Here is an 18882-nt window from a genome sequence, read left to right on the forward strand (position 1 = left end):
TCACAAAGACATAGCCTGCTGTCGACGGGGCGGTCTGGGGACGTATGACCGCCTGCAGCCCCGCTCTACCCGCAGGAGCACCGTGGCAACTGGCCGAACACACCGACCGGCGACCCGTAGCCGAGGGATTCCCGAGGCCACCGTCGCCCGGCTTCCGCTGTACCTCCGAGCCCTGACCGCGCTGTCGGAGCGCTCGGTGCCCACGGTCTCCTCCGAGGAGCTGGCCGCGGCGGCGGGGGTCAACTCCGCGAAGCTGCGCAAGGACTTCTCGTACCTGGGCTCCTACGGAACGCGCGGTGTCGGCTACGACGTGGAGTATCTCGTCTACCAGATCTCCCGCGAACTCGGCCTGACCCAGGACTGGCCGGTTGTGATCGTCGGTATCGGCAACCTCGGCGCCGCGCTCGCCAACTACGGCGGTTTCGCCTCCCGTGGCTTCCGGGTCGCCGCGCTCATCGACGCCGACCCGGCGATGGCCGGCAAGCCGGTCGCGGGCATCCCGGTGCAGCACACCGACGACCTCGAGAAGATCATCAAGGACAACGGGGTCTCCATCGGCGTCATCGCCACCCCCGCCGGCGCCGCCCAGCAGGTCTGCGACCGGCTCGTGGCCGCCGGCGTGACCTCCATCCTGAACTTCGCGCCGACCGTGCTGTCCGTCCCGGACGGCGTCGACGTGCGCAAGGTCGACCTCTCCATCGAGCTGCAGATCCTCGCCTTCCACGAGCAGCGCAAGGCCGGCGAGGAGACCGCCGCGGGAGACGGCGCGCTGCCCGCCGCCACCACCCGCGACACCTCCGCCGACCAGGGGCCCGACGGGGACGTCCCCGCCGTGATGCCGGCATGAGCCTCCTCGTCGTGGGCCTCAGCCACCGCAGCGCCCCGGTCAGCGTGCTGGAGCGGGCCGCGCTGAGCGTGGACGCCCAGACCAAGCTGCTCCAGGACACGGTCGCCGCGGAGCCCGCCACCGAGGCCGCGGTGCTCGCCACCTGCAACCGCATCGAGCTGTACGCCGACGTCGACAAGTTCCACGCCGGTGTCGCCGAGTTGTCCACGCTGCTCGCCCAGCACAGCGGCGTCGGCCTGGAGGAACTGACCCCGTACCTGTACGTCCACTACGAGGACCGGGCCGTCCACCACCTGTTCTCGGTGGCCTGCGGCCTGGACTCGATGGTCGTCGGCGAGGGCCAGATCCTCGGCCAGATCAAGGACTCCCTGGCCCGCGCCCAGGAGCTGCACACCGCCGGCAAGCTGTTGAACGACCTGTTCCAGCAGGCCCTGCGGGTCGGCAAGCGCGCCCACTCCGAGACCGGCATCGACCGTGCCGGCCAGTCCCTGGTCACCTTCGGCCTGGAGCAGCTGGCCGCGGGCGGTGACGTGCGCGAGTGGGCCCTGGGCCGCACCGCGCTGGTCATCGGCGCCGGATCGATGTCGTCCCTGGCCGCCGCGACGCTCGCCCGCGCCGGGGTCGCCGAGGTCGTCGTCGCCAACCGCACCTTCGAGCGCGCCGAGCGGCTCGCCCAGATCTTGACGGACGGTGAGGACACCGCCGGCGTGACCGCCCGCGCGGTGCGCATGGACGCGGTGGCCGCCGAGCTGACACGTGCCGACGTCGTCGTCTCCTGTACCGGGGCGACGGGACTGGTGCTCACGGCGGAGGCGGTCGCGCAGGCGGTCGAGGGCCGCACCGGCGCCCCCGCCGCCGAGATCGCCGACACCGCTCGTACGCCCGCCCAGGCCAAGGCCCCGCTGGCGGCCGCCGCCGACGAGAACTGCCCGCTGGACCTGGCCGCCGTACAGCCCGGCTTCTCCGTCATGGGCGAGGCCGCCGTGGCCGGCATGGACGCGGCCACCCTGGAGCAGCACGCGGCCTGGGTCGCCGGAGGCACGATCGACCGCCGGGAGCGCCGTACACCCGAGGCGGACGCCGAGCTGATCACCGCGCTCGCCGCGACCGTCGCCACCGTCGGCCGGATCCCCGAGCGGCGCAGGCCGGAGCCGGTCGCCGAGCGCCCGGCGCCCTCCGTCTTCCTCCTCGACCTCGCCATGCCCCGCGACATCGACGCGGCCGTGCACCGGCTGGCCGGGGTCCGCCTGGTCGACATCGAGTCGCTGGCGGAGGCGTCCGCCGACGCGCCGATGGCGGCCGACGTGGACCAGGTCCGGCGTATCGTCTCCGACGAGGTCGCCGCCTTCGGCGCGGCACAGCGGGCGGCGCACATCACGCCGACCGTGGTCGCGCTGCGCAGCATGGCCGCCGACGTCGTCGCCAGTGAGATCGCGCGGCTCGACGGCCGCCTGCCCGACCTGGACGAACGCCAGCGCGGCGAGATCCGCCAGGCCGTGCACCGGGTCGTCGACAAGCTGCTGCACGCGCCGACCGTACGGGTCAAGCAGCTCGCGGCCGAGCCCGGCGGCGCCGGGTACGCGGACGCGCTGCGCACCCTGTTCGACCTCGACCCCGAGACGGTGGCCGCCGTCTCCCGGGCCGGGGACAGCACAGAGAACAAGAACCGAGGGCCAGCATGAGTGAGAAGGCACTGCGGCTCGGGACCAGGCGGAGCAAGCTCGCCATGGCCCAGTCCGGGCAGGTGGCAGAGGCCGTCCGCCAGGTGACCGGGCGGCCCGTCGAGCTGGTCGAGATCACCACGTACGGCGATGTCTCCCGGGAGGCGCTCGCGCAGATCGGCGGCACCGGCGTGTTCGTCACGGCGCTGCGCGACGCGCTGCTGAAGGGCGAGGTGGACTTCGCGGTTCATTCGCTCAAGGACCTGCCGACCGCGCAGCCCGAGGAACTGGTCCTGGCCGCCGTACCGGTGCGCGAGGACCCGCGGGACGTGATCGTCGCGCGGGACGCGCTGAAGTTCACCGACCTGCCGCGCGGAGCCCGCATCGGCACCGGTTCGCCGCGTCGCATGGCGCAGCTGAACGCGTACGCCCGCGCCCACGGCCTGGACATCGAGACGGTCCCGATCCGCGGCAACGTCGACACCCGCATCCGGTACGTCCACGACGGCGAACTGGACGCGGTCGTGCTGGCCGCCGCCGGCCTCAACCGGATCGGCCGGATCGACGAGGTGACCGACTTCCTGTCGGTCGACACGGTTCTGCCCGCCCCCGGCCAGGGGGCCCTGGCGATCGAGTGCGCCGCGGACAACGCGGACCTCATCGCCGCGCTCGGTGAGCTGGACGACCCGTTCACACGGGCCGCCGTCACCGCCGAGCGGTCACTGCTCGCCGCCCTGGAGGCCGGTTGCAGCGCACCTGTGGGCGCGCTGGCCGACCTTCTGGCCGACGGGCAGATTGTCAAGGAAATGCGCCTGCGCGGCGTCGTCGGCACGACCGACGGCACTCGCATGGTGCAGCTGTCCACCACCGGTCCCGTGCCCCAGACGCACGACCAGGCGACGGCACTCGGTCGCGAACTCGCCACCGAGATGCTCGCCCAGGGCGCGGCCGGTCTGATGGGGGAGCGAGCACAGTGAGCCCCACCGCCCTTCCTGCCGCCGGTCCTGAACACGGGCACGTCACCTTCCTCGGTGCCGGACCCGGAGATCCGGGACTGCTGACTCTGCGCGCCGTGGAGGCGCTGTCGAACGCGGACGTCCTGGTCGCCGAGCACGAGGTGCTCGACGTGATCCGGACGCACGCGCGGCAGGGCGTCTCCGTGGTGCAGACGGACGCGGACTCCTCTGCGGTGTCCCCGCCGGGCACAGGCACGCCCCAGCTGACGGTCGTTGACGGCACGTCAACACCCGTGGCTGTCCCGGCTGCTGCCCGGGATGCCGCTCATCTTGTCATGGAGGCCGCGCGGGGCGGCAGGCGGGTCGTCCGTGCCGTGTCCGGGGACCCGGGACTTGATACGTGCGCGGCGGAGGAAATGCTCGCCTGCGCCGCCGCCGGGGTGCCCTTCGAGGTCGTCCCCGGTGTGGCGGCGGCGGTCGGCGTGCCCGCGTACGCCGGTGTGCCGCTGCGGGGCTCCGAGGGCGCGGACGTCCGGTTCGTGGACGCCCGCACCGCCTCGGACCGCTGCTGGACGGAGGTCGGCGCGTCGGACGGCACGGTCGTCGTCTCGACGACCCTGGACTCGGTCGCCGCCGCGGCCGGCGAGCTGGTCTCGGCGGGCCGCAAGCCCGACACCCCCCTCACGGTGACGATCGCCGGTACGACGACCCGCCAGCGCACCTGGACGGCGACCCTCGGCACGATCGCGCAGACCCTGAAGCAGGCCAAGGTCCTCCCGTCGCCCGACGGCGGCCGGCCGGTGATAGCCGTGGTCGGCGAGCGTTCCGCCGCCGACCGGCGCGACCAGCTGTCGTGGTTCGAGTCCAAGCCGCTGTTCGGCTGGAAGGTGCTCGTACCGCGGACGAAGGAGCAGGCGGCGTCGCTCTCGGACCAGCTGCGCTCCTACGGCGCGGTGCCGCACGAGGTCCCGACGATCGCGGTGGAGCCCCCGCGCACCCCGCAGCAGATGGAACGCGCGGTCAAGGGCCTGGTGACGGGCCGCTACGAGTGGATCGCCTTCACCTCCGTCAACGCGGTGAAGGCCGTCCGCGAGAAGTTCGAGGAGTACGGCCTCGACGCCCGTGCCTTCGCGGGCATCAAGGTGGCCGCGGTGGGCGAGCAGACGGCGAAGGCCCTGATCGCCTTCGGCGTGAAGCCGGACCTGGTGCCGAGCGGCGAGCAGTCGGCGGCCGGCCTCCTGGAGGACTGGCCCCCCTACGACCCGGTCTTCGACCCGATCGACCGCGTCTTCCTGCCCCGCGCCGACATCGCGACCGAGACCCTGGTCGCCGGCCTGATCGAGCTGGGCTGGGAGGTCGACGACGTCACGGCCTACCGCACCGTCCGCGCCTCGCCGCCCCCGGCGGAGACCCGCGAGGCGATCAAGGGCGGCGGCTTCGACGCGGTCCTCTTCACGTCCTCGTCCACGGTCCGCAACCTGGTCGGCATCGCGGGCAAGCCGCACAACGTGACGGTGATCGCCTGCATCGGCCCGGCCACGGCGAAGACGGCGGAGGAGCACGGTCTCCGGGTGGACGTGATGGCTCCGGAGCCGTCCGTGCACAAGCTGGCCGAGGCCCTGGCCGACTTCGGCATGAAGCGGCGGGCTGCCGCGCTGGAGGCCGGGGATCCGGTGACCCGGCCGAGCGAGCGGCGGCCGGGAGCGCGGAGACGTCGTACGACGACGTGAGGCGTGGCGGAGTGCTCCGTGACGGGGCACTCCGCCACACTTCTCGGATCCGTCGGCTCACAGGTGTACGGCTGTGAGCGCCCGGACAGCTCCCCCGGCCACCGCGGTTCTGCCATGCTGGTCGGTATGGGTGGGGGAGATCGCCAACGGCGTTCTGAGGAGGGCACCCCCCGGTTACGCGGCCATGCCGTCGGGCTGCTGGTGACCTGTGCCGGGGTGGGGGCCGCGATTCTGCACATGGTGGCGCCCGGGCTGAAGATCGACGGCATCGTGGTGATGCTGTTGGCGATCGCCGTGGTGCCGTGGCTCGGAGAGTTGTTCCGCAGCATCGAGGTGCCGGGCTTCGCCAGAATCGAGTTCCGCGACATGGAACGTCGCATCGAGGATGTCCAGCGGACGGCGAATGCCGCACTCGTCGGTGACGCGCCCGACGGGAACGCCGATGACGGCGCGGCCTGGGACACGGTCAGGGAATTGGCCGCCGAGTATGTGAACGTACGCCTCGAACAGCCGGGCAGCCGTGCCCGGACCCAGCGCATGGACAGGATCTTCGCCCGCATGGTGCGTGCGGCACAACGAGTGCCCGCTTTCGACGCCCAGGGGCTGCTTGCCTCCCAGGACGCCGGGATGCGTCTGGCGGCCTACGCACGCCTGTACGCGCTGCCCGAGCAGGGGGCCCTGGGACCGCTGGTCGACGCCGCGATCGCCGAGCCCCTCGCCTTCAACCAGTACTGGGGTCTGCGGGCGGTCGAAAGCGGTGTGGCGGACAGAGGCGCGGCGCAGGTGCCGCTCGGTGCGGCCCGTCGCCTGATGGAGTTCCGCGCCCGGGCACCGCGTGGCCACGGCGAGGTGGTCGACCGGATCCTCGCCGAAATCGACGAGCGCTGAACGACCACGACTGCCGTGAGCCGCCCTCCGCCGGGCCGACAGCACGTCGGCAAAGGTCCACCTGGGGCGGGCGTAGCGTAGAGGGCATGACGAAGTACGGATCCTTTCCCGGTACGCGTCCCCGCCGGCTGCGCACCACCCCCGTCATGCGCCGCATGGTCGCCGAGACCCGGCTGCACCCCGCCGACTTCATCCTTCCGGCGTTCGTCCGGGAGGGCGTCAGTGAGCCGGTGCCGATCGGGGCGATGCCCGGGGTCGTGCAGCACACGCGGGACAGCCTGAAGAAGGCCGCGCTGGAGGCCGTGGAGGCCGGGATCTCCGGGATCATGCTGTTCGGTGTGCCGGAGGACGGGAAGAAGGACGCCCTCGGCACCTGCGGCACCGACCCGGACGGGATCCTCCAGGTCGCCCTGCGGGACGTCCGCGCCGAGGTCGGCGACGACCTGCTCGTCATGTCCGACCTGTGCCTGGACGAGTTCACCGACCACGGGCACTGCGGGGTGCTGGACGCCGAGGGCCGCGTCGACAACGACGCCACCCTGGAGCGGTACGCCGAGATGGCGCAGGTGCAGGCCGACGCCGGCGCCCACGTCGTCGGCCCGAGCGGCATGATGGACGGTCAGATCGGCGTCGTCCGCGACGCCCTCGACCAGATCGGCCGTGAGGACGTCGCCATCCTCGCCTACACCGCCAAGTACTCCTCCGCCTTCTACGGCCCCTTCCGCGAGGCCGTCGCCTCCTCCCTCCAGGGCGACCGCAAGACCTACCAGCAGGATCCCGCCAACTGGCGCGAGTCCCTGCGCGAGCTGGAGCTGGACGTCGCCGAGGGCGCCGACATGGTGATGGTCAAGCCGGCCGGCCCCTACCTCGACATCCTCGCCCGGGTCGCGGACGCCGTGGACGTGCCCGTCGCCGCCTACCAGATCTCCGGCGAGTACGCGATGATCGAGGCCGCCGCCGAGAAGGGCTGGCTCGACCGGGACCGGGCCATCTTCGAGACCCTCACCGGCATCAAGCGGGCCGGCGCGCGGAACATCCTCACCTACTGGGCCACCGAGGTGGCCCAGAAGCTGCGCTAGCCCGTTCACCAGCTGCTGATGGCGTCCAGGTCCTGCCGCCAGTACGTCACCTTCAGCGCGCTGTCGTAGTAGACGCCCTTGGCGGGCAGGGACGGGGTCGCGGACGGGCCGCCGCTGCTGTTCGGGGTGAGGCCCTGGAAGGCCACCGTCAGCTTGTGGGCGGTCATTCCGCCGGTGCCGCTGCCGTCGGCGGCCGACAGCAGCACGCCCGCGTACCCCGACTCGCCGGGCGCCAGGCTGACCACGGCCTGCGGCTGGGTCTCCTTGTCCGCCTGCGGCACCCACTGCATCTGGTCGAAGCGGAGCACCGGGTAGTACGGCAGCTCGCACGTCTTGCCGCCCGTGTTCTTCACGGTGATCAGCATGTGGTTGAGGGGACGGCTGAGCGGCTGGGCGGTGACGGTGGTGTTGGCGCCGTTGCACAGCACCACCGGGCTTCCGGTCCGGGTGCTCCCACCGCTGTGGCCGGGGGCCGCGCTCGGACGGGTACCGGGTGTGTGGGTACGGGCCACGGGCGTGCCGTTCGCGGCCCGGCCGCCGGTGCCTTCGGTGCCGGCCTTCGGCGTCTTCGACGCGGGTGTGTCCGCCGTCGCCGCCGGCCGGGAGGCGCCCTCGTCCTCGGTCCCCGTCCCGTTGCCGCACGCCGTGAGCGCGAGGGCGGCGACGGCGGTGCCGGTGGCGGCGAACAGACGGATATGGCGCATACGCATGGCAAGTCCTCTTTCGGGCTGAGCCGGTCGTCGTGCTTGGATGACCACAGCCTGTGGGCCCGCCCGTCCCGGTCGCCAGCACCCGACGGCCATCCGGGACGCTGGAACGCTCACACCGGCTCTGACCTGCGGGAACGACCCCTGCCTGGAATGCCGGGCTGGGACGAGGGGGAAGGGGAAACGATGTCGGACGGCACTTCTGGGAGCGCTTTCGCCGAGCTGCTGCGGGAGCTGAAGAACCGCTCCGGGCACAGCTACGGCACGCTCGCCAAGCGGCTCCACATGAGCACCTCGACGCTCCACCGGTACTGCAACGGGGACGCCGTACCGGCGGACTACGCGCCCGTGGAGCGGCTGGCCCGGCTGTGCAGGGCCACACCGGAGGAACTCGTCGAGCTGCACCGGCGGTGGGTGCTGGCGGATGCGGGACGGGGGCGGAAGGAGCCACCGCCGGTACGGCAGGCGCAGGCGCCCACGGCAGAGGAACGGGCAGCGGTGGGGGAGGAGGCGGCGCAGGAGCCGGTGGCCGAGTCGCCGCCGGAGCCGGCGACACCGGCCCGTCCCCGGCGCCGGCGGCTCGTTCTCCTCTCCGCCCTCACCGTCACCGCGCTGCTCGGCGGTGTGGCGGTCGCCCTCAACCTGCCCGCCGGCGACGGACAGCAGGACGGCAAGGGCACCACGGCCACCGTGGAGTCCGCCGCCCGGGCCGGCGGTCCGCCCACGGCGACGGCCGGGAGCCCCACGCCGCGTCGGTCCGCCACCCGCTCGGCCTCCCCCTCCGCCAAGGTCCCCGCCACCCGCACCACCGGCACACCAAAGGACAGGCCACGCGCGTCCGCGACCGAGGGAGCGGCCATGGCGGCGGCCCCGCCCCTCACGGTCACCACGCACCCCTTCGCCTGGCAGAGCCCCTGCTCCCAGCACTACCTGATCGACCGGCAGCCCGCCGCCGTCGCGCCGCCCCCGCTGGAGCAGGACGCGCCCGCCTGGGTCGACGTGCACCAGGCGGTCTCGGCCGGGGAGCAGTACGTCACCTTCACCGTGCAGGGCACCGGCAGCGAGACGGTCGTGCTGGAGAAGCTGTCCGTGCGGATGGCGGGCAAGCGGACCCCGCTCGCCTGGAACGACTACGCCATGGGCTACCCCGGCGTCGGCTGCGGCGGCGGCGTACCGACCCGCGCCTTCACCGTCGCCCTGGACGCGATGCGCCCCGCCCCCGTACCGGAGGCCGGACACCAGAACTTCCCGTTCAAGGTGAGCCGGTCGGACCCCGAGGTCTTCCACGTCACCGCCGACGCGTCCGCGTACGACGTCAGCTGGTACCTGGAGCTGTCCTGGTCCAGCGGGGACCGGCACGGCACGCTGGTGGTCGACGACGCCGGCCGCCCGTTCCGCACCAGCGGCAACAACGGACGGCCCGCGTACGCCTTCCCCCTCGGCGGCGAGAAGTGGCAACCGGCCTCGGAGGCGAACTGACGCCTCCGGGTCAGTCCCACCAGAAGGACCAACTCGTGGCGCCGACCAGCCCCTCGGCGTACCCCCGCAACGTCGTGGTGCCGTCCGTCGGACAGAAGGCGAAGTGCTCCACCGCCACCGCCTCGGCCTCCGCCGTGCTGGTCGGCGGGGCCGCGACCGACACGGCCAGCGTGTCGTAGCCGAGCGCCGTGACGCGTGTGCCGAAGCGGTCCTCCCAGGAGCGCAGTACCGCGGAGAGCCGGGCCACGTCGCTGTCGTAGTTCAGCGGCCCCGGCCACCCGATCACCGCCGGTATGTCGGCGGACCTGCGGGCCGGAACCAGCGCGAGACGCGGCTCCTTCAGCCAGGGCCGCGTACCGTCCGTCAGCACATCCGCGACCTGAGCGGCCCGGCTGTCCGGATCGGCGGCGAGGGGGCGGGCGCCGGCGAGCCCCGGCCAGCCGCTCCCGAACGGCTCGATGCCCTCCTCTTCCTCCCCGATCTCCTCCTCCCAGTACTCCGCGAGGACCTCCTCGGCGTCGTGATCCCCCGGGTACGACATGAGCCCCGGGCTCAGCTCCCACTCCTCCGGCCCGGCCATGGCCCCGCCCACATCCATGAGCACCGGCAACAGCCCGATACGTCTGGCCGGAGCGCCGAGCACCCTCCACGTGCCCGGCGCGGCGGGCTTGTCCGCCAGCCACAGCAAGGGCTCGTGCCAGCGGCCGTTGTCCGTCTCGTCTACCAGCCTGCCGGGCGGCAGTTGAAGCCCCAGGGAACGCCCACTGGGGTCGGTGGCCAGCCTGGGCAGCGGGTTGGGAAGAGTCGCCATACCCGTGACTGTAGGGCCGGCCACTGACAACGCCCTTGACCTGCTGGTTCGTTGCCCTCGGCCCCGCTCGGCCGCCCGTGTCCGGGGTCAGACCAGCGTCGTGATGCAGAACGGGTGTCCCGCCGGGTCCAGCAGCACCCGCCACCGGTCCGGCTGCGGCTGCGGCTCCGGCTTGGTCGCGCCCAGGGCGAGCAGGTGGGCCTCGGCCTCGTCCAGGTCGTCCACACCCACCTCGATGTGGGCCTGCTTCTCCTGGGCGGGGTCCGGCCAGGTGGGGCGGCGGTAGTCGGGGAGGCGGTGGAAGCCGAGTCCCGCCGTGCCGTCCTTGCCGGTGAGGAAGACGAAGTCGTCGGAGGAGTAGGCGACGGACAGGCCGAACATCTCGCCGTAGAAACGGGACAGTTCGACGGGGTCCGCGCAGTCGAAGGTGACGGCGGCGTAGCGGAACGTGGGTGTGGCGGAAGTGGTCTCCGTGGTCATGGGAGGACCGTAGGGCGTGACCCGGACAGATTCGGTCCTGGTCGCGCCCCACCCGTGTGGAAAACTTCCCCCGTGCTCAGTGCCTCCGCCCGCCTGCTGCGCCTGCTCTCGCTGCTCGCCGCCCGGCCCTCCTGGACCTGCGCCGAGCTGGCCGACCGGATGGCCGTCACCGACCGCACCGTGCGGCGGGACATCGCGCGGCTGCGGGAACTCGGGTACACCGTCGACTCCGAGGCCGGACCCTGGGGCGGTTACCGGCTCCGGGCCGGCACGCGCGTGCCGCCGCTGATCCTGGACGACGAGGAGGCGCTCGCCGTGGCCGTGGGGCTGCGGGGCGCGGCGCTCGACGGAGCCCTCGGCGGGGACCAGGCCGCGCTGTCGGCGCTGCTGAAGCTGCGCCAGGTGCTGCCGCCCCGGATCGCCGAGCGGCTCGGGGAGTGGGACGACGCCCTGGTACGGCTGCCCTGGCCCGAGGAGCCGCAGCTCCGGCCCGGCATGCTGCTGGAGCTGGCCGCCGCCTGCCGGCGCGGCGAGCGCGCCCGGCTGTCGTACCGCGACGGGCAGGGCCGGCACACGGTCCGCGACGTCGATCCGTACCGGCTCGTCCACACCGGACGGCGCTGGTACTTCGTCGCCCGGGACGCGGCACGCGGCTGGCGGACCTTCCGCGCCGACCGCGTCGAGCGGCTCCAGCCCACCGGGCAGCCGGCGGAGATCACCGACCCGCCCGACCCGGCACAGCTGGTCTCCCGCAACACCGCCAACGGCCCCTATCCGCTGTCCGCCACCATCCGCCTCCCGCTGCCCCTGGCCGACGCGCTGCGGGTCGTACCCGCCACCGTGGGCACCCACCGCCCCGACGGCCCGGACGCCACGCTCGTGGACATCGGCGGCCCCGACCCGGACAGACTCGCCCGGTACCTGCTGGGCCTCGCCACCCCGTTGCGCGTCCTCGCCCCGGACTCCGTACGGCAGGCCCTGGTCCGGCGTACCCGCGAACTCCTCGCCGACCACACGGACGACGACGGCCCGCCCCCGGGATGAGGGCGGGCCGTCGGTGCCGTGCTGCGTCGCTCGGTCAGAGCTTCTCGGGCGTCCTGATGCCGAGCAGGGCCATGCCCTGGTGGAGGGTGCGGGCCGTGATGTCGCACAGGAAGAGGCGGTTCTCCACCTGGGCCGGGGTCTCGGCGCGCAGGACCGGGCACTTGTCGTAGAACGACGTGTACAGGGAGGCCAGCTGGTACAGGTACGCCGCCAGCTTGTGCGGGGCGTACTCCGTGGCCGCCTCCCGGACCGTCTCCGCGAAGGAGTCCAGGTGGAGGCCGAGGGCGCGCTCGGCGTCGGCCAGGGCCAGCTCCGGGTGGGCGGCCGGGCGGACCTCGCCGGCCTTGCGGAGGATCGACCGGATACGGGCGTAGGCGTACTGGAGGTAGACGGACGTGTCGCCGTTCAGCGAGACCATCTGGTCCAGGTCGAACTTGTAGTCCCGGTTCGCCGACGTCGACAGGTCCGCGTACTTCACCGCGCCGATGCCCACCTGGGCGCCCCGCTCGGCGATCTCCTCCTCGGAGAGGTCCTGCGCCTTCTCCCGGACCACGGCCGAGGCGCGGTCGATCGCCTCGTCCAGCAGGTCGACCAGGCGGACCGTCTCGCCCTCACGCGTCTTGAACGGCTTGCCGTCCTTGCCGAGGACCGTGCCGAAGGCCAGCTGCACCGCCGTCACGTCCTCGTTCAGCCAGCCGGCGCGGCGGGCCGTCTCGAAGACCATCCGGAAGTGCAGGGCCTGGCGGGCGTCCACCACGTAAAGGAGGGTGTTCGCCTTGAGGTTGAAGACGCGGTCGCGGATCGCGGAGAGGTCGGTGGCCGCGTAGCCGTAGCCGCCGTCCGACTTCTGCACGATCAGCGGGACCGGGTTGCCGTCCGGGCCCTTGATGTCCTCGAAGAAGACGCAGAGGGCGCCCTCGGAGCGGACCGCGACGCCCGACTCCTCCAGGAGGCGGCAGGTCTCCGCCAGCATGTCGTTGTAACCGGACTCGCCGACGATGTCGGGGTCCCGGATCTCCATGTCCAGCTTCTCGAAGACGGAGAAGAAGTAGATCTTCGACTCGTCCACGAACTTCTGCCACATCGCGAGCGTGTGCGCGTCCCCCGCCTGGAGGTCCACCACCCGGCGGCGGGCCCGCGTCTTGAACTCCTCGTCGGAGTCGAAGAGCTTGCGCGCGGCCTTGTAGAGGCGGTCGAGGTTCGACATCGCCTCCTCGCCGGTCACCTCGGCGGCCTTGTGGTCCAGCTCGTGCGGGTGCTCGTCCAGGTACTGGATCAGCATGCCGAACTGGGTGCCCCAGTCGCCGATGTGGTGACGCCGGACCACGTTCTCGCCGGTGAACTCCAGCAGCTGGACGACCGAGTCGCCGATCACCGCGGACCGCAGGTGGCCGACGTGCATCTCCTTCGCCACGTTCGGCTGGGCGTAGTCGATCACCGTCGTGCCCGGCTGCTCGGCGTACGGCACGCCGAGGCGGCCGGTGTCGTCCGCGTACCGCGCGGCCAGGTTCTCGGTGATCGCCTTGTCCGCGATCGTGATGTTGAGGAAGCCGGGGCCGGAGACCTCGACGTCCTGGATCACGTCACCCGTCACCACCTGGGAGACGACCCGCGTCGCCAGCTCCCGGGGGTTCGCCTTCGCCTTCTTGGCCAGGGCCAGGATGCCGTTGGCCTGGAAGTCGGCCCGGTCGCTTCGTCGCAGCAGCGGGTCCGCGCCGGCGGCCTCCGGCAGGGTGGCCGAGAGAGCGGTCGCGAGGTGCTGCTGGACGTTGTCGCTGAGGGACGTGACCGAGGCCATAGGTAGGGGTGCCGTTCTCCTCGTGGGGATGGATAGACCCACCCAGTATCCCACGGGGGGTAAAGCCGTTTTCCCGGGCGCGATCCGGTCTGTGAGAATGGAGTGTCACCCCGTTCAGAAAGAAGGACGTGCCGATCGTGGCTCAGAGCACCGAGACCACCGACTGGGTCTCCCGTTTCGCGGATGAGGTCATCGAGGAGTCGGAGCGCCGGGCCCCGGGCAAACCGGTCGTCGTCGCGTCCGGACTCTCCCCCTCCGGCCCGATTCACCTCGGGAACCTCCGCGAGGTCATGACCCCGCACCTCGTCGCCGACGAGATCCGCCGCCGCGGCCACCAGGTCCGCCACCTGATCTCCTGGGACGACTACGACCGCTACCGCAAGGTCCCGGCCGGCGTCGCGGGCATCGACGAGTCCTGGGCCGAGCACATCGGCAAGCCGCTGACCTCCGTCCCGGCGCCGCGCGGATCGTCGTACCCGAACTGGGCCGAGCACTTCAAGGCCGCGATGATCGAGTCGCTCGCCCAGCTGGGCGTCGAGTTCGACGGGATCAGCCAGACCGAGCAGTACACCTCCGGCGCCTACCGCGAGCAGATCCTGCACGCCATGAAGCACCGGAACGACATCGACGCGATCCTCGCCCAGTACCGCACGAAGAAGGCCCCGAAGAAGCAGCAGCAGAAGCCGGTGGACGAGGCCGAGCTGGAGGCCGAGGAGGGCTCCGGCGCCGCGTCCGAGGACGACGGCAGCTCCGGCGCCGCCGGTTACTTCCCGTACAAGCCGTACTGCGGCAACTGCGGCAAGGACCTGACCACGGTCACCTCCTACGACGACGACACCACCGAGCTGGCGTACACGTGCAACGAGTGCGCCTTCGCGGAGACCGTCCGGCTCAGCGAGTTCAACCGCGGCAAGCTGGTCTGGAAGGTCGACTGGCCGATGCGCTGGGCCTACGAGGGCGTGATCTTCGAGCCGAGCGGCGTCGACCACTCCTCGCCCGGCTCCTCGTTCCAGGTCGGCGGCCAGATCGTCGGCATCTTCGGCGGCAAGCAGCCCATCGGGCCCATGTACGCGTTCGTCGGCATCTCCGGCATGGCCAAGATGTCCTCGTCCCGCGGTGGCGTCCCGACCCCGGCCGACGCGCTGAAGATCATGGAGCCGCAGCTCCTGCGCTGGCTCTACGCCCGCCGCAAGCCCAACCAGTCCTTCAAGATCGCCTTCGACCAGGAGATCCAGCGGCTCTACGACGAGTGGGACAAGCTCGCCGCCAAGGTCGCCGACGGCTCCGCCCTGCCGGCCGACATCGCCGCGTACACCCGCGCCGTGGGCACCGCCGCCGGTGAGCTGCCGAAGACCGCGCGCCCGCTGCCGTACCGCACCCTCGCCTCCGTCGCCGACATCACCGCCGGACACGAGGACCAGGCCCTGCGGATCCTCTCCGAGCTGGACCCCGAGCAGCCGCTCGGCTCCCTGGACGAGGTACGGCCGCGCTACGACCGGGCCGAGGCCTGGATCAACACGCACGTCCCCGCCGACCAGCGGACCATCGTGCGTGACGAGCCCGACGTCGACCTGCTGAAGTCCCTCGACGAGGCGTCCCAGCAATCCGTACGCCTGCTGCTCGACGGGCTCGCCGACCACTGGTCGCTCGACGGGCTCACCCACCTGGTGTACGGCGTGCCCAAGGTGCAGGCCGGGTTCTCCGCCGACGCCACGCCCAAGGAGCTGCCGGCCGAGATCAAGACGGCCCAGCGGGCGTTCTTCGCCCTGCTCTACCACCTGCTGGTCGGTCGCGACACCGGGCCCCGGCTGCCCACGCTGCTGCTGGCCGTGGGGCAGGAGCGGGTGCGGCGCCTGCTCGGCGAGTGAGCATGAGCGGAAACTGAAAGGGGCCCTCCTTACCGGAGGGCCCCTTCTTCATGCGCTATGCGATGTGTTCTTCCTGGAGTTCCTGGTAGTGCCGCTCGGTGAAGACCTTGACCAGCCGATCGGCTTCCGCCTTGGGGAGCGTGATGCCGAAGGTCGCCTCCACGTCGCCCCTGAGCTGGACGGCGGTCGGGTAGCTGCCGTCGATCGACTTGCGGAAGACCTGGTAGTAGTCCTCCTCCGTCGGCGCCGCCTCGGGACCGGCGCCGCCTTCGCCCAGCTCACGGGTACGGTTCGGGCCCACCGGGATGGGGAAGCTGCCGGTCTCCTCCGGGGAGGGCTGCTGGAACTGCTCCGGGGGCTGGTCCTCGTACCAGTCCTCGTACTGCTCCTCGGGGGCGTACTGGGGTTCCTGGAGCATCGGGTCGTAGGTGGGGTCGTAGCCGCCGTGGTACTCCACCTCTCGCGGAGCCTGGAACCAGGGGCTCTCCTCGTCCACCGGAGGCGCCGTCTCCGCTGGGGCGGGCGCCGCCCCAGCGGCACGACCGCCCGCAACGGCGCCCGCAACGGCGGCCGGAGCGGCGGCCGCCGCCGCTGCCAGCTGCGGCTGCCGCGGGGCCGGGGGCAGGAGGACCGGCTCGATGCCCGCCGCCGCGAGCCCCGCCGGGGCCGTCTCCGCCAACGGGACGCCGTACCGCGCCAGGCGGAGCGGCATCAGGGACTCCACCGGGGCCTTCCTGCGCCATGCCCGGCCGAAGCGGCTGCGGAGCCTGGCCTGGTAGACGAGACGTTCCTGCTCCAGCTTGATCACCTGGTCGTAGGAGCGCAGCTCCCACAGCTTCATACGGCGCCAGAGGAGGAACGTGGGCACCGGGGAGAGGAGCCAGCGGGTGAGGCGGACCCCCTCCATGTGCTTGTCGGCCGTGATGTCGGCGATGCGGCCGATCGCGTGCCGGGCCGCCTCGACCGACACGACGAACAGCACCGGGATCACCGCGTGCATCCCCACACCCAGCGGGTCCGGCCAGGCGGCGGCGCCGTTGAAGGCGATCGTCGCCGCCGTCAGCAGCCACGCCGTCTGCCGGAGCAGCGGGAAGGGGATGCGGATCCAGGTCAGCAGCAGGTCGAGGGCGAGCAGAACACAGATGCCCGCGTCGATGCCGATCGGGAACACATACGAGAAGTTCCCGAAGCCCTTCTTGATGGCCAGCTCACGGACGGCCGCGTACGAACCGGCGAAGCCGATGCCGGCGATGATCAGCGCGCCGGTCACGACCACGCCGATGAGCACGCGGTGCATCCGAGTCAGCTGCAGTGGCGCGGCCACTCGCACTCCCCTCCCCTTGCGTGTTGTTGCGCGCAACAGAGTGGCACACGTGTGCGGCGAACGTGGTGCCGGTCGGCCGCTACGGCCGTCCGGTCAGCTCTTCCTGGCGGCCGACTTGGACGGAGATGCGCCGGAGGAGGCCGACTTGGACGGGGACGACGAGGGGGACTTGGAGGCCGACTTCGACGGCTTCGCGGACGAGGACGGCGAAGTCGCCGTGCCACCCGCGCCGTTGGCCGACGACACCGACGCCACCGCCTCCTTGAGCGCCTTCTCCGCCGCCTTCGTCAGATCGTCGGCGTCGGGAGTCTTCTCGCCCGCGAGACCGGCACCGTTGTAGTCGAGCGTGACGACGACGTTCTCGACCCGGGCGACGACCGTCTGCTGCTTGAAGAGACCTTCCTTCTTCTTCAGGTCGTACCGCACCGCCGACGCCTCCGCACCCGTGCCGGACAGCGGCACGACCTTGGTGCTCTTCGCGCCGTCCACCGACTGGGCGTCCTTGACCTGCTGCGTGTAGTACGCGTGCGCCTGGTCGTCGGCGGAGCCGCGCGTGGCGTCCGAGTCGAAGCGGAGCAACGAGACGTTCAGCCAGCGGAACTGGGAACCCTTCACACCGTTGTTGTCCAGGCTGTTCCAGGCGCAGGAGGCACGCGCCGACGGATCGTCCGAGCTGCCCTTCTTACCCGACTTGGCACCCTTCGGGACCAGGTCGGACAGGGTGTCCTTCGACAGGACCGCGCACGCGTCGGGAAGCTTCCGGTACGCGGCGGCCTGCACGGTCGGGGACGCGCTCGCCGAGGGCTGCGTGCTGCCGGCGCCCGCCGACTGGGTGCTCTCGCCGCCGGACTTGGCCTTGGAGTCGCCGGAGTCCGAGGAGCAGGCGGCGGTGATCAGGACCGCGGGGACGGCTGCCGCGCAGACAAGAGCGCGGCGAAGGCGCCTGGCTCGCCTGGCTCCCATGGCTCGCTGGTCACGGTCGTCTCGCTGGGCTGCTCGCTGCATGGTTCCTTCACTCATGACGCTCGGTGTTCGTGCGGGTTCCTGCGGGGCCACGGTACGCGGTGAAGCAGCTGTGCGGTTTCCGTTCGCGCGCTTTGCGGGCAGGGGCGGGTGGGGCCGGTGAGGACGTCAGCCGCCCAGCGCGTCGTCCAGTTGCGAGGCCAGATCACGGGCCCTGTCCTGCATTTCCTTGCTGTCCGGCACCGTTCCCGTGGCCATCGGCTGCTCCTCGTACTGGATGGTGACGATGACGTTGGACGTGCGGAACACCACAGTCACCGTCCGCTGTTCGGCCGTCGAACCGGACGAATTCAGCTGGTCGTCCAGATACGCCTCGTCACCGAGGTCGGAGAGCGCGCGGGGCTGGAGATCGGTGGGCGTGACACCGGGGGAGGCGGCGGACGAGCCCGCGGACCCCGCGGACCCCGCGGACCCGGTGGACTCCGCGGGCGACGACGCGTCCGAGGACGGCTTCGTCGTGGCGGACGGAGAGCCGGAGCCGGACTTGCCGCCGGAGCCCTCCGAGGACGCCGACGAGCTGGGCGTGGCGGGCGGCGGCGCCGAGGAACTGCTCGGCGCAGGGAGGTCCGCGGCCGTCTCCTTCTCCTGGAACAGCTTCTGCGCCTGGTCGTCGTCGCTGACCGCGTTGTCGTACGACACCACGCGCTCGAGGTCCACGGACAGACGGTCCGTGGCGTCGGCCGACTCGACCTTCCAGCGGCAGCCGACCTTGCGGTCGGTGTCGTAGGTGAGCGCGGCCTCGCCCTGGTAGGCCCTGTCCCGCTGGACCGGGTCGGTGATCTGCTGGATGCCGGGCAGCAGCCCGTCCAGGGTGTCGTGGCCGACCGCGCCGCAGGGCTCGGGGAGGTTGCTGTACCTGCCCGGCTGGGCGGCGACCGTGGCCGTGCCCGCGTCGCCCGGGTTCGCGTTGTCCGTCGGACCGTCGTCCCCGGAGCCGCTCGTGCAGCCGGCCAGCAGCGCCGCGAGGAGGGCGGCGGTGCCGGTTACGTACGCCTTCCGCTGCACGGTCGGGCTCCTCTCGACGGTGTGCTCGCTGGTGTGTGCTCGCTCGGTGCTCCAGTGTCCCCGCTGGTTATTCGCTTGCCGCAGCGGGGCGCCCCCTGGAGACAATGTGTATCGCACGCACTGCCGTGGACGCCGGTCCCTTGTCCCTTTCATCGACCTTGGCGCCGCTTTTGCGTTTTGTT

The 18882-nt window shown here is 71.9% G+C and carries 16 protein-coding genes; 9 read left to right on the plus strand and 7 right to left on the minus strand.

What is annotated here, in order from left to right:
* Nucleotides 1–82 precede the first annotated feature (82 nt).
* The 6 genes from ACZ4U1_RS34280 to hemB all read left to right on the plus strand — a co-directional run bounded on the left by ACZ4U1_RS34280 (nucleotide 83) and on the right by hemB (nucleotide 7161).
* Complete coding sequence (locus ACZ4U1_RS34280) at nucleotides 83–847, plus strand: redox-sensing transcriptional repressor Rex (protein WP_467908072.1); 765 nt, start codon at nucleotides 83–85, stop codon at nucleotides 845–847.
* Nucleotides 844–2529: a glutamyl-tRNA reductase gene (locus tag ACZ4U1_RS34285; protein ID WP_467908073.1), complete on the plus strand. Its 1686-nt coding sequence runs from the start codon at nucleotides 844–846 to the stop codon at nucleotides 2527–2529. Before ACZ4U1_RS34280 ends, ACZ4U1_RS34285 begins: the two co-directional genes overlap by 4 nt.
* Entirely contained in the window at nucleotides 2526–3485 is a 960-nt protein-coding gene (gene hemC, locus ACZ4U1_RS34290) for a hydroxymethylbilane synthase (RefSeq protein ID WP_467908074.1), read from the plus strand. The genes ACZ4U1_RS34285 and hemC overlap by 4 nt, the downstream gene beginning before the upstream one ends.
* The gene (locus tag ACZ4U1_RS34295; RefSeq protein ID WP_467908075.1) at nucleotides 3482–5194 is read left to right on the plus strand and encodes a bifunctional uroporphyrinogen-III C-methyltransferase/uroporphyrinogen-III synthase; all 1713 of its coding nucleotides are present in this window, start codon (nucleotides 3482–3484) and stop codon (nucleotides 5192–5194) included. Before hemC ends, ACZ4U1_RS34295 begins: the two co-directional genes overlap by 4 nt.
* A gap of 114 nt (nucleotides 5195–5308) precedes the next feature.
* Nucleotides 5309–6082: a hypothetical protein gene (locus tag ACZ4U1_RS34300; protein ID WP_467908076.1), complete on the plus strand. Its 774-nt coding sequence runs from the start codon at nucleotides 5309–5311 to the stop codon at nucleotides 6080–6082.
* Nucleotides 6083–6168: 86 nt separating this feature from the next.
* On the plus strand, nucleotides 6169–7161 hold the full coding sequence (hemB, locus tag ACZ4U1_RS34305; RefSeq protein WP_467908077.1) for a porphobilinogen synthase: 993 nt from the start codon (nucleotides 6169–6171) through the stop codon (nucleotides 7159–7161).
* Between the two features lie 5 nt (nucleotides 7162–7166).
* Here the strand turns inward: hemB and ACZ4U1_RS34310 are convergent, their stop codons facing one another.
* Nucleotides 7167–7865 carry a DUF4232 domain-containing protein gene (locus ACZ4U1_RS34310; RefSeq protein WP_467908191.1) on the minus strand — a complete coding sequence of 233 codons (699 nt, stop codon included), beginning with the start codon at nucleotides 7863–7865 and terminating at the stop codon, nucleotides 7167–7169.
* A 189-nt stretch (nucleotides 7866–8054) separates the two neighbouring features.
* Between ACZ4U1_RS34310 and ACZ4U1_RS34315 the strand changes: the two genes are divergently transcribed.
* Nucleotides 8055–9347: a helix-turn-helix domain-containing protein gene (locus tag ACZ4U1_RS34315; RefSeq protein ID WP_467908078.1), complete on the plus strand. Its 1293-nt coding sequence runs from the start codon at nucleotides 8055–8057 to the stop codon at nucleotides 9345–9347.
* A 10-nt stretch (nucleotides 9348–9357) separates the two neighbouring features.
* On the opposite strand, the gene ACZ4U1_RS34320 is transcribed toward ACZ4U1_RS34315, so the two are convergent.
* Together ACZ4U1_RS34320 and ACZ4U1_RS34325 are read right to left on the minus strand one after the other, a co-directional pair.
* A complete protein-coding gene (locus ACZ4U1_RS34320; RefSeq protein WP_467908079.1) occupies nucleotides 9358–10158 on the minus strand; it encodes a DUF4253 domain-containing protein in 801 nt (266 codons plus the stop codon).
* 87 nt (nucleotides 10159–10245) lie between these two features.
* On the minus strand, nucleotides 10246–10638 hold the full coding sequence (locus ACZ4U1_RS34325; RefSeq protein WP_467908080.1) for a VOC family protein: 393 nt from the start codon (nucleotides 10636–10638) through the stop codon (nucleotides 10246–10248).
* Nucleotides 10639–10710: 72 nt separating this feature from the next.
* On the opposite strand from ACZ4U1_RS34325, the gene ACZ4U1_RS34330 reads away from it, so the two are divergent.
* Complete coding sequence (locus tag ACZ4U1_RS34330) at nucleotides 10711–11682, plus strand: helix-turn-helix transcriptional regulator (protein ID WP_467908081.1); 972 nt, start codon at nucleotides 10711–10713, stop codon at nucleotides 11680–11682.
* A 34-nt stretch (nucleotides 11683–11716) separates the two neighbouring features.
* Here the strand turns inward: ACZ4U1_RS34330 and argS are convergent, their stop codons facing one another.
* Nucleotides 11717–13480, minus strand: coding sequence for an arginine--tRNA ligase (gene argS, locus ACZ4U1_RS34335; RefSeq protein ID WP_467908082.1), 1764 nt, complete (start codon nucleotides 13478–13480; stop codon nucleotides 11717–11719).
* Between the two features lie 128 nt (nucleotides 13481–13608).
* Here argS and lysS point away from each other — a divergent pair, with 128 nt between their 5' ends.
* On the plus strand, nucleotides 13609–15348 hold the full coding sequence (gene lysS / locus ACZ4U1_RS34340) for a lysine--tRNA ligase (protein WP_467908083.1): 1740 nt from the start codon (nucleotides 13609–13611) through the stop codon (nucleotides 15346–15348).
* A gap of 55 nt (nucleotides 15349–15403) precedes the next feature.
* Here lysS and ACZ4U1_RS34345 read toward each other — a convergent pair whose 3' ends face one another.
* The 3 genes from ACZ4U1_RS34345 to ACZ4U1_RS34355 all read right to left on the minus strand — a co-directional run bounded on the left by ACZ4U1_RS34345 (nucleotide 15404) and on the right by ACZ4U1_RS34355 (nucleotide 18700).
* Nucleotides 15404–16672, minus strand: coding sequence for a DUF2637 domain-containing protein (locus ACZ4U1_RS34345; protein ID WP_467908084.1), 1269 nt, complete (start codon nucleotides 16670–16672; stop codon nucleotides 15404–15406).
* A gap of 93 nt (nucleotides 16673–16765) precedes the next feature.
* Complete coding sequence (locus ACZ4U1_RS34350; protein WP_467908085.1) at nucleotides 16766–17677, minus strand: DUF3558 family protein; 912 nt, start codon at nucleotides 17675–17677, stop codon at nucleotides 16766–16768.
* 126 nt (nucleotides 17678–17803) lie between these two features.
* Nucleotides 17804–18700, minus strand: coding sequence for a DUF3558 domain-containing protein (locus ACZ4U1_RS34355; protein ID WP_467908086.1), 897 nt, complete (start codon nucleotides 18698–18700; stop codon nucleotides 17804–17806).
* Nucleotides 18701–18882 lie beyond the last annotated feature (182 nt).

Source organism: Streptomyces sp. NPDC028928 (assembly GCF_055564915.1).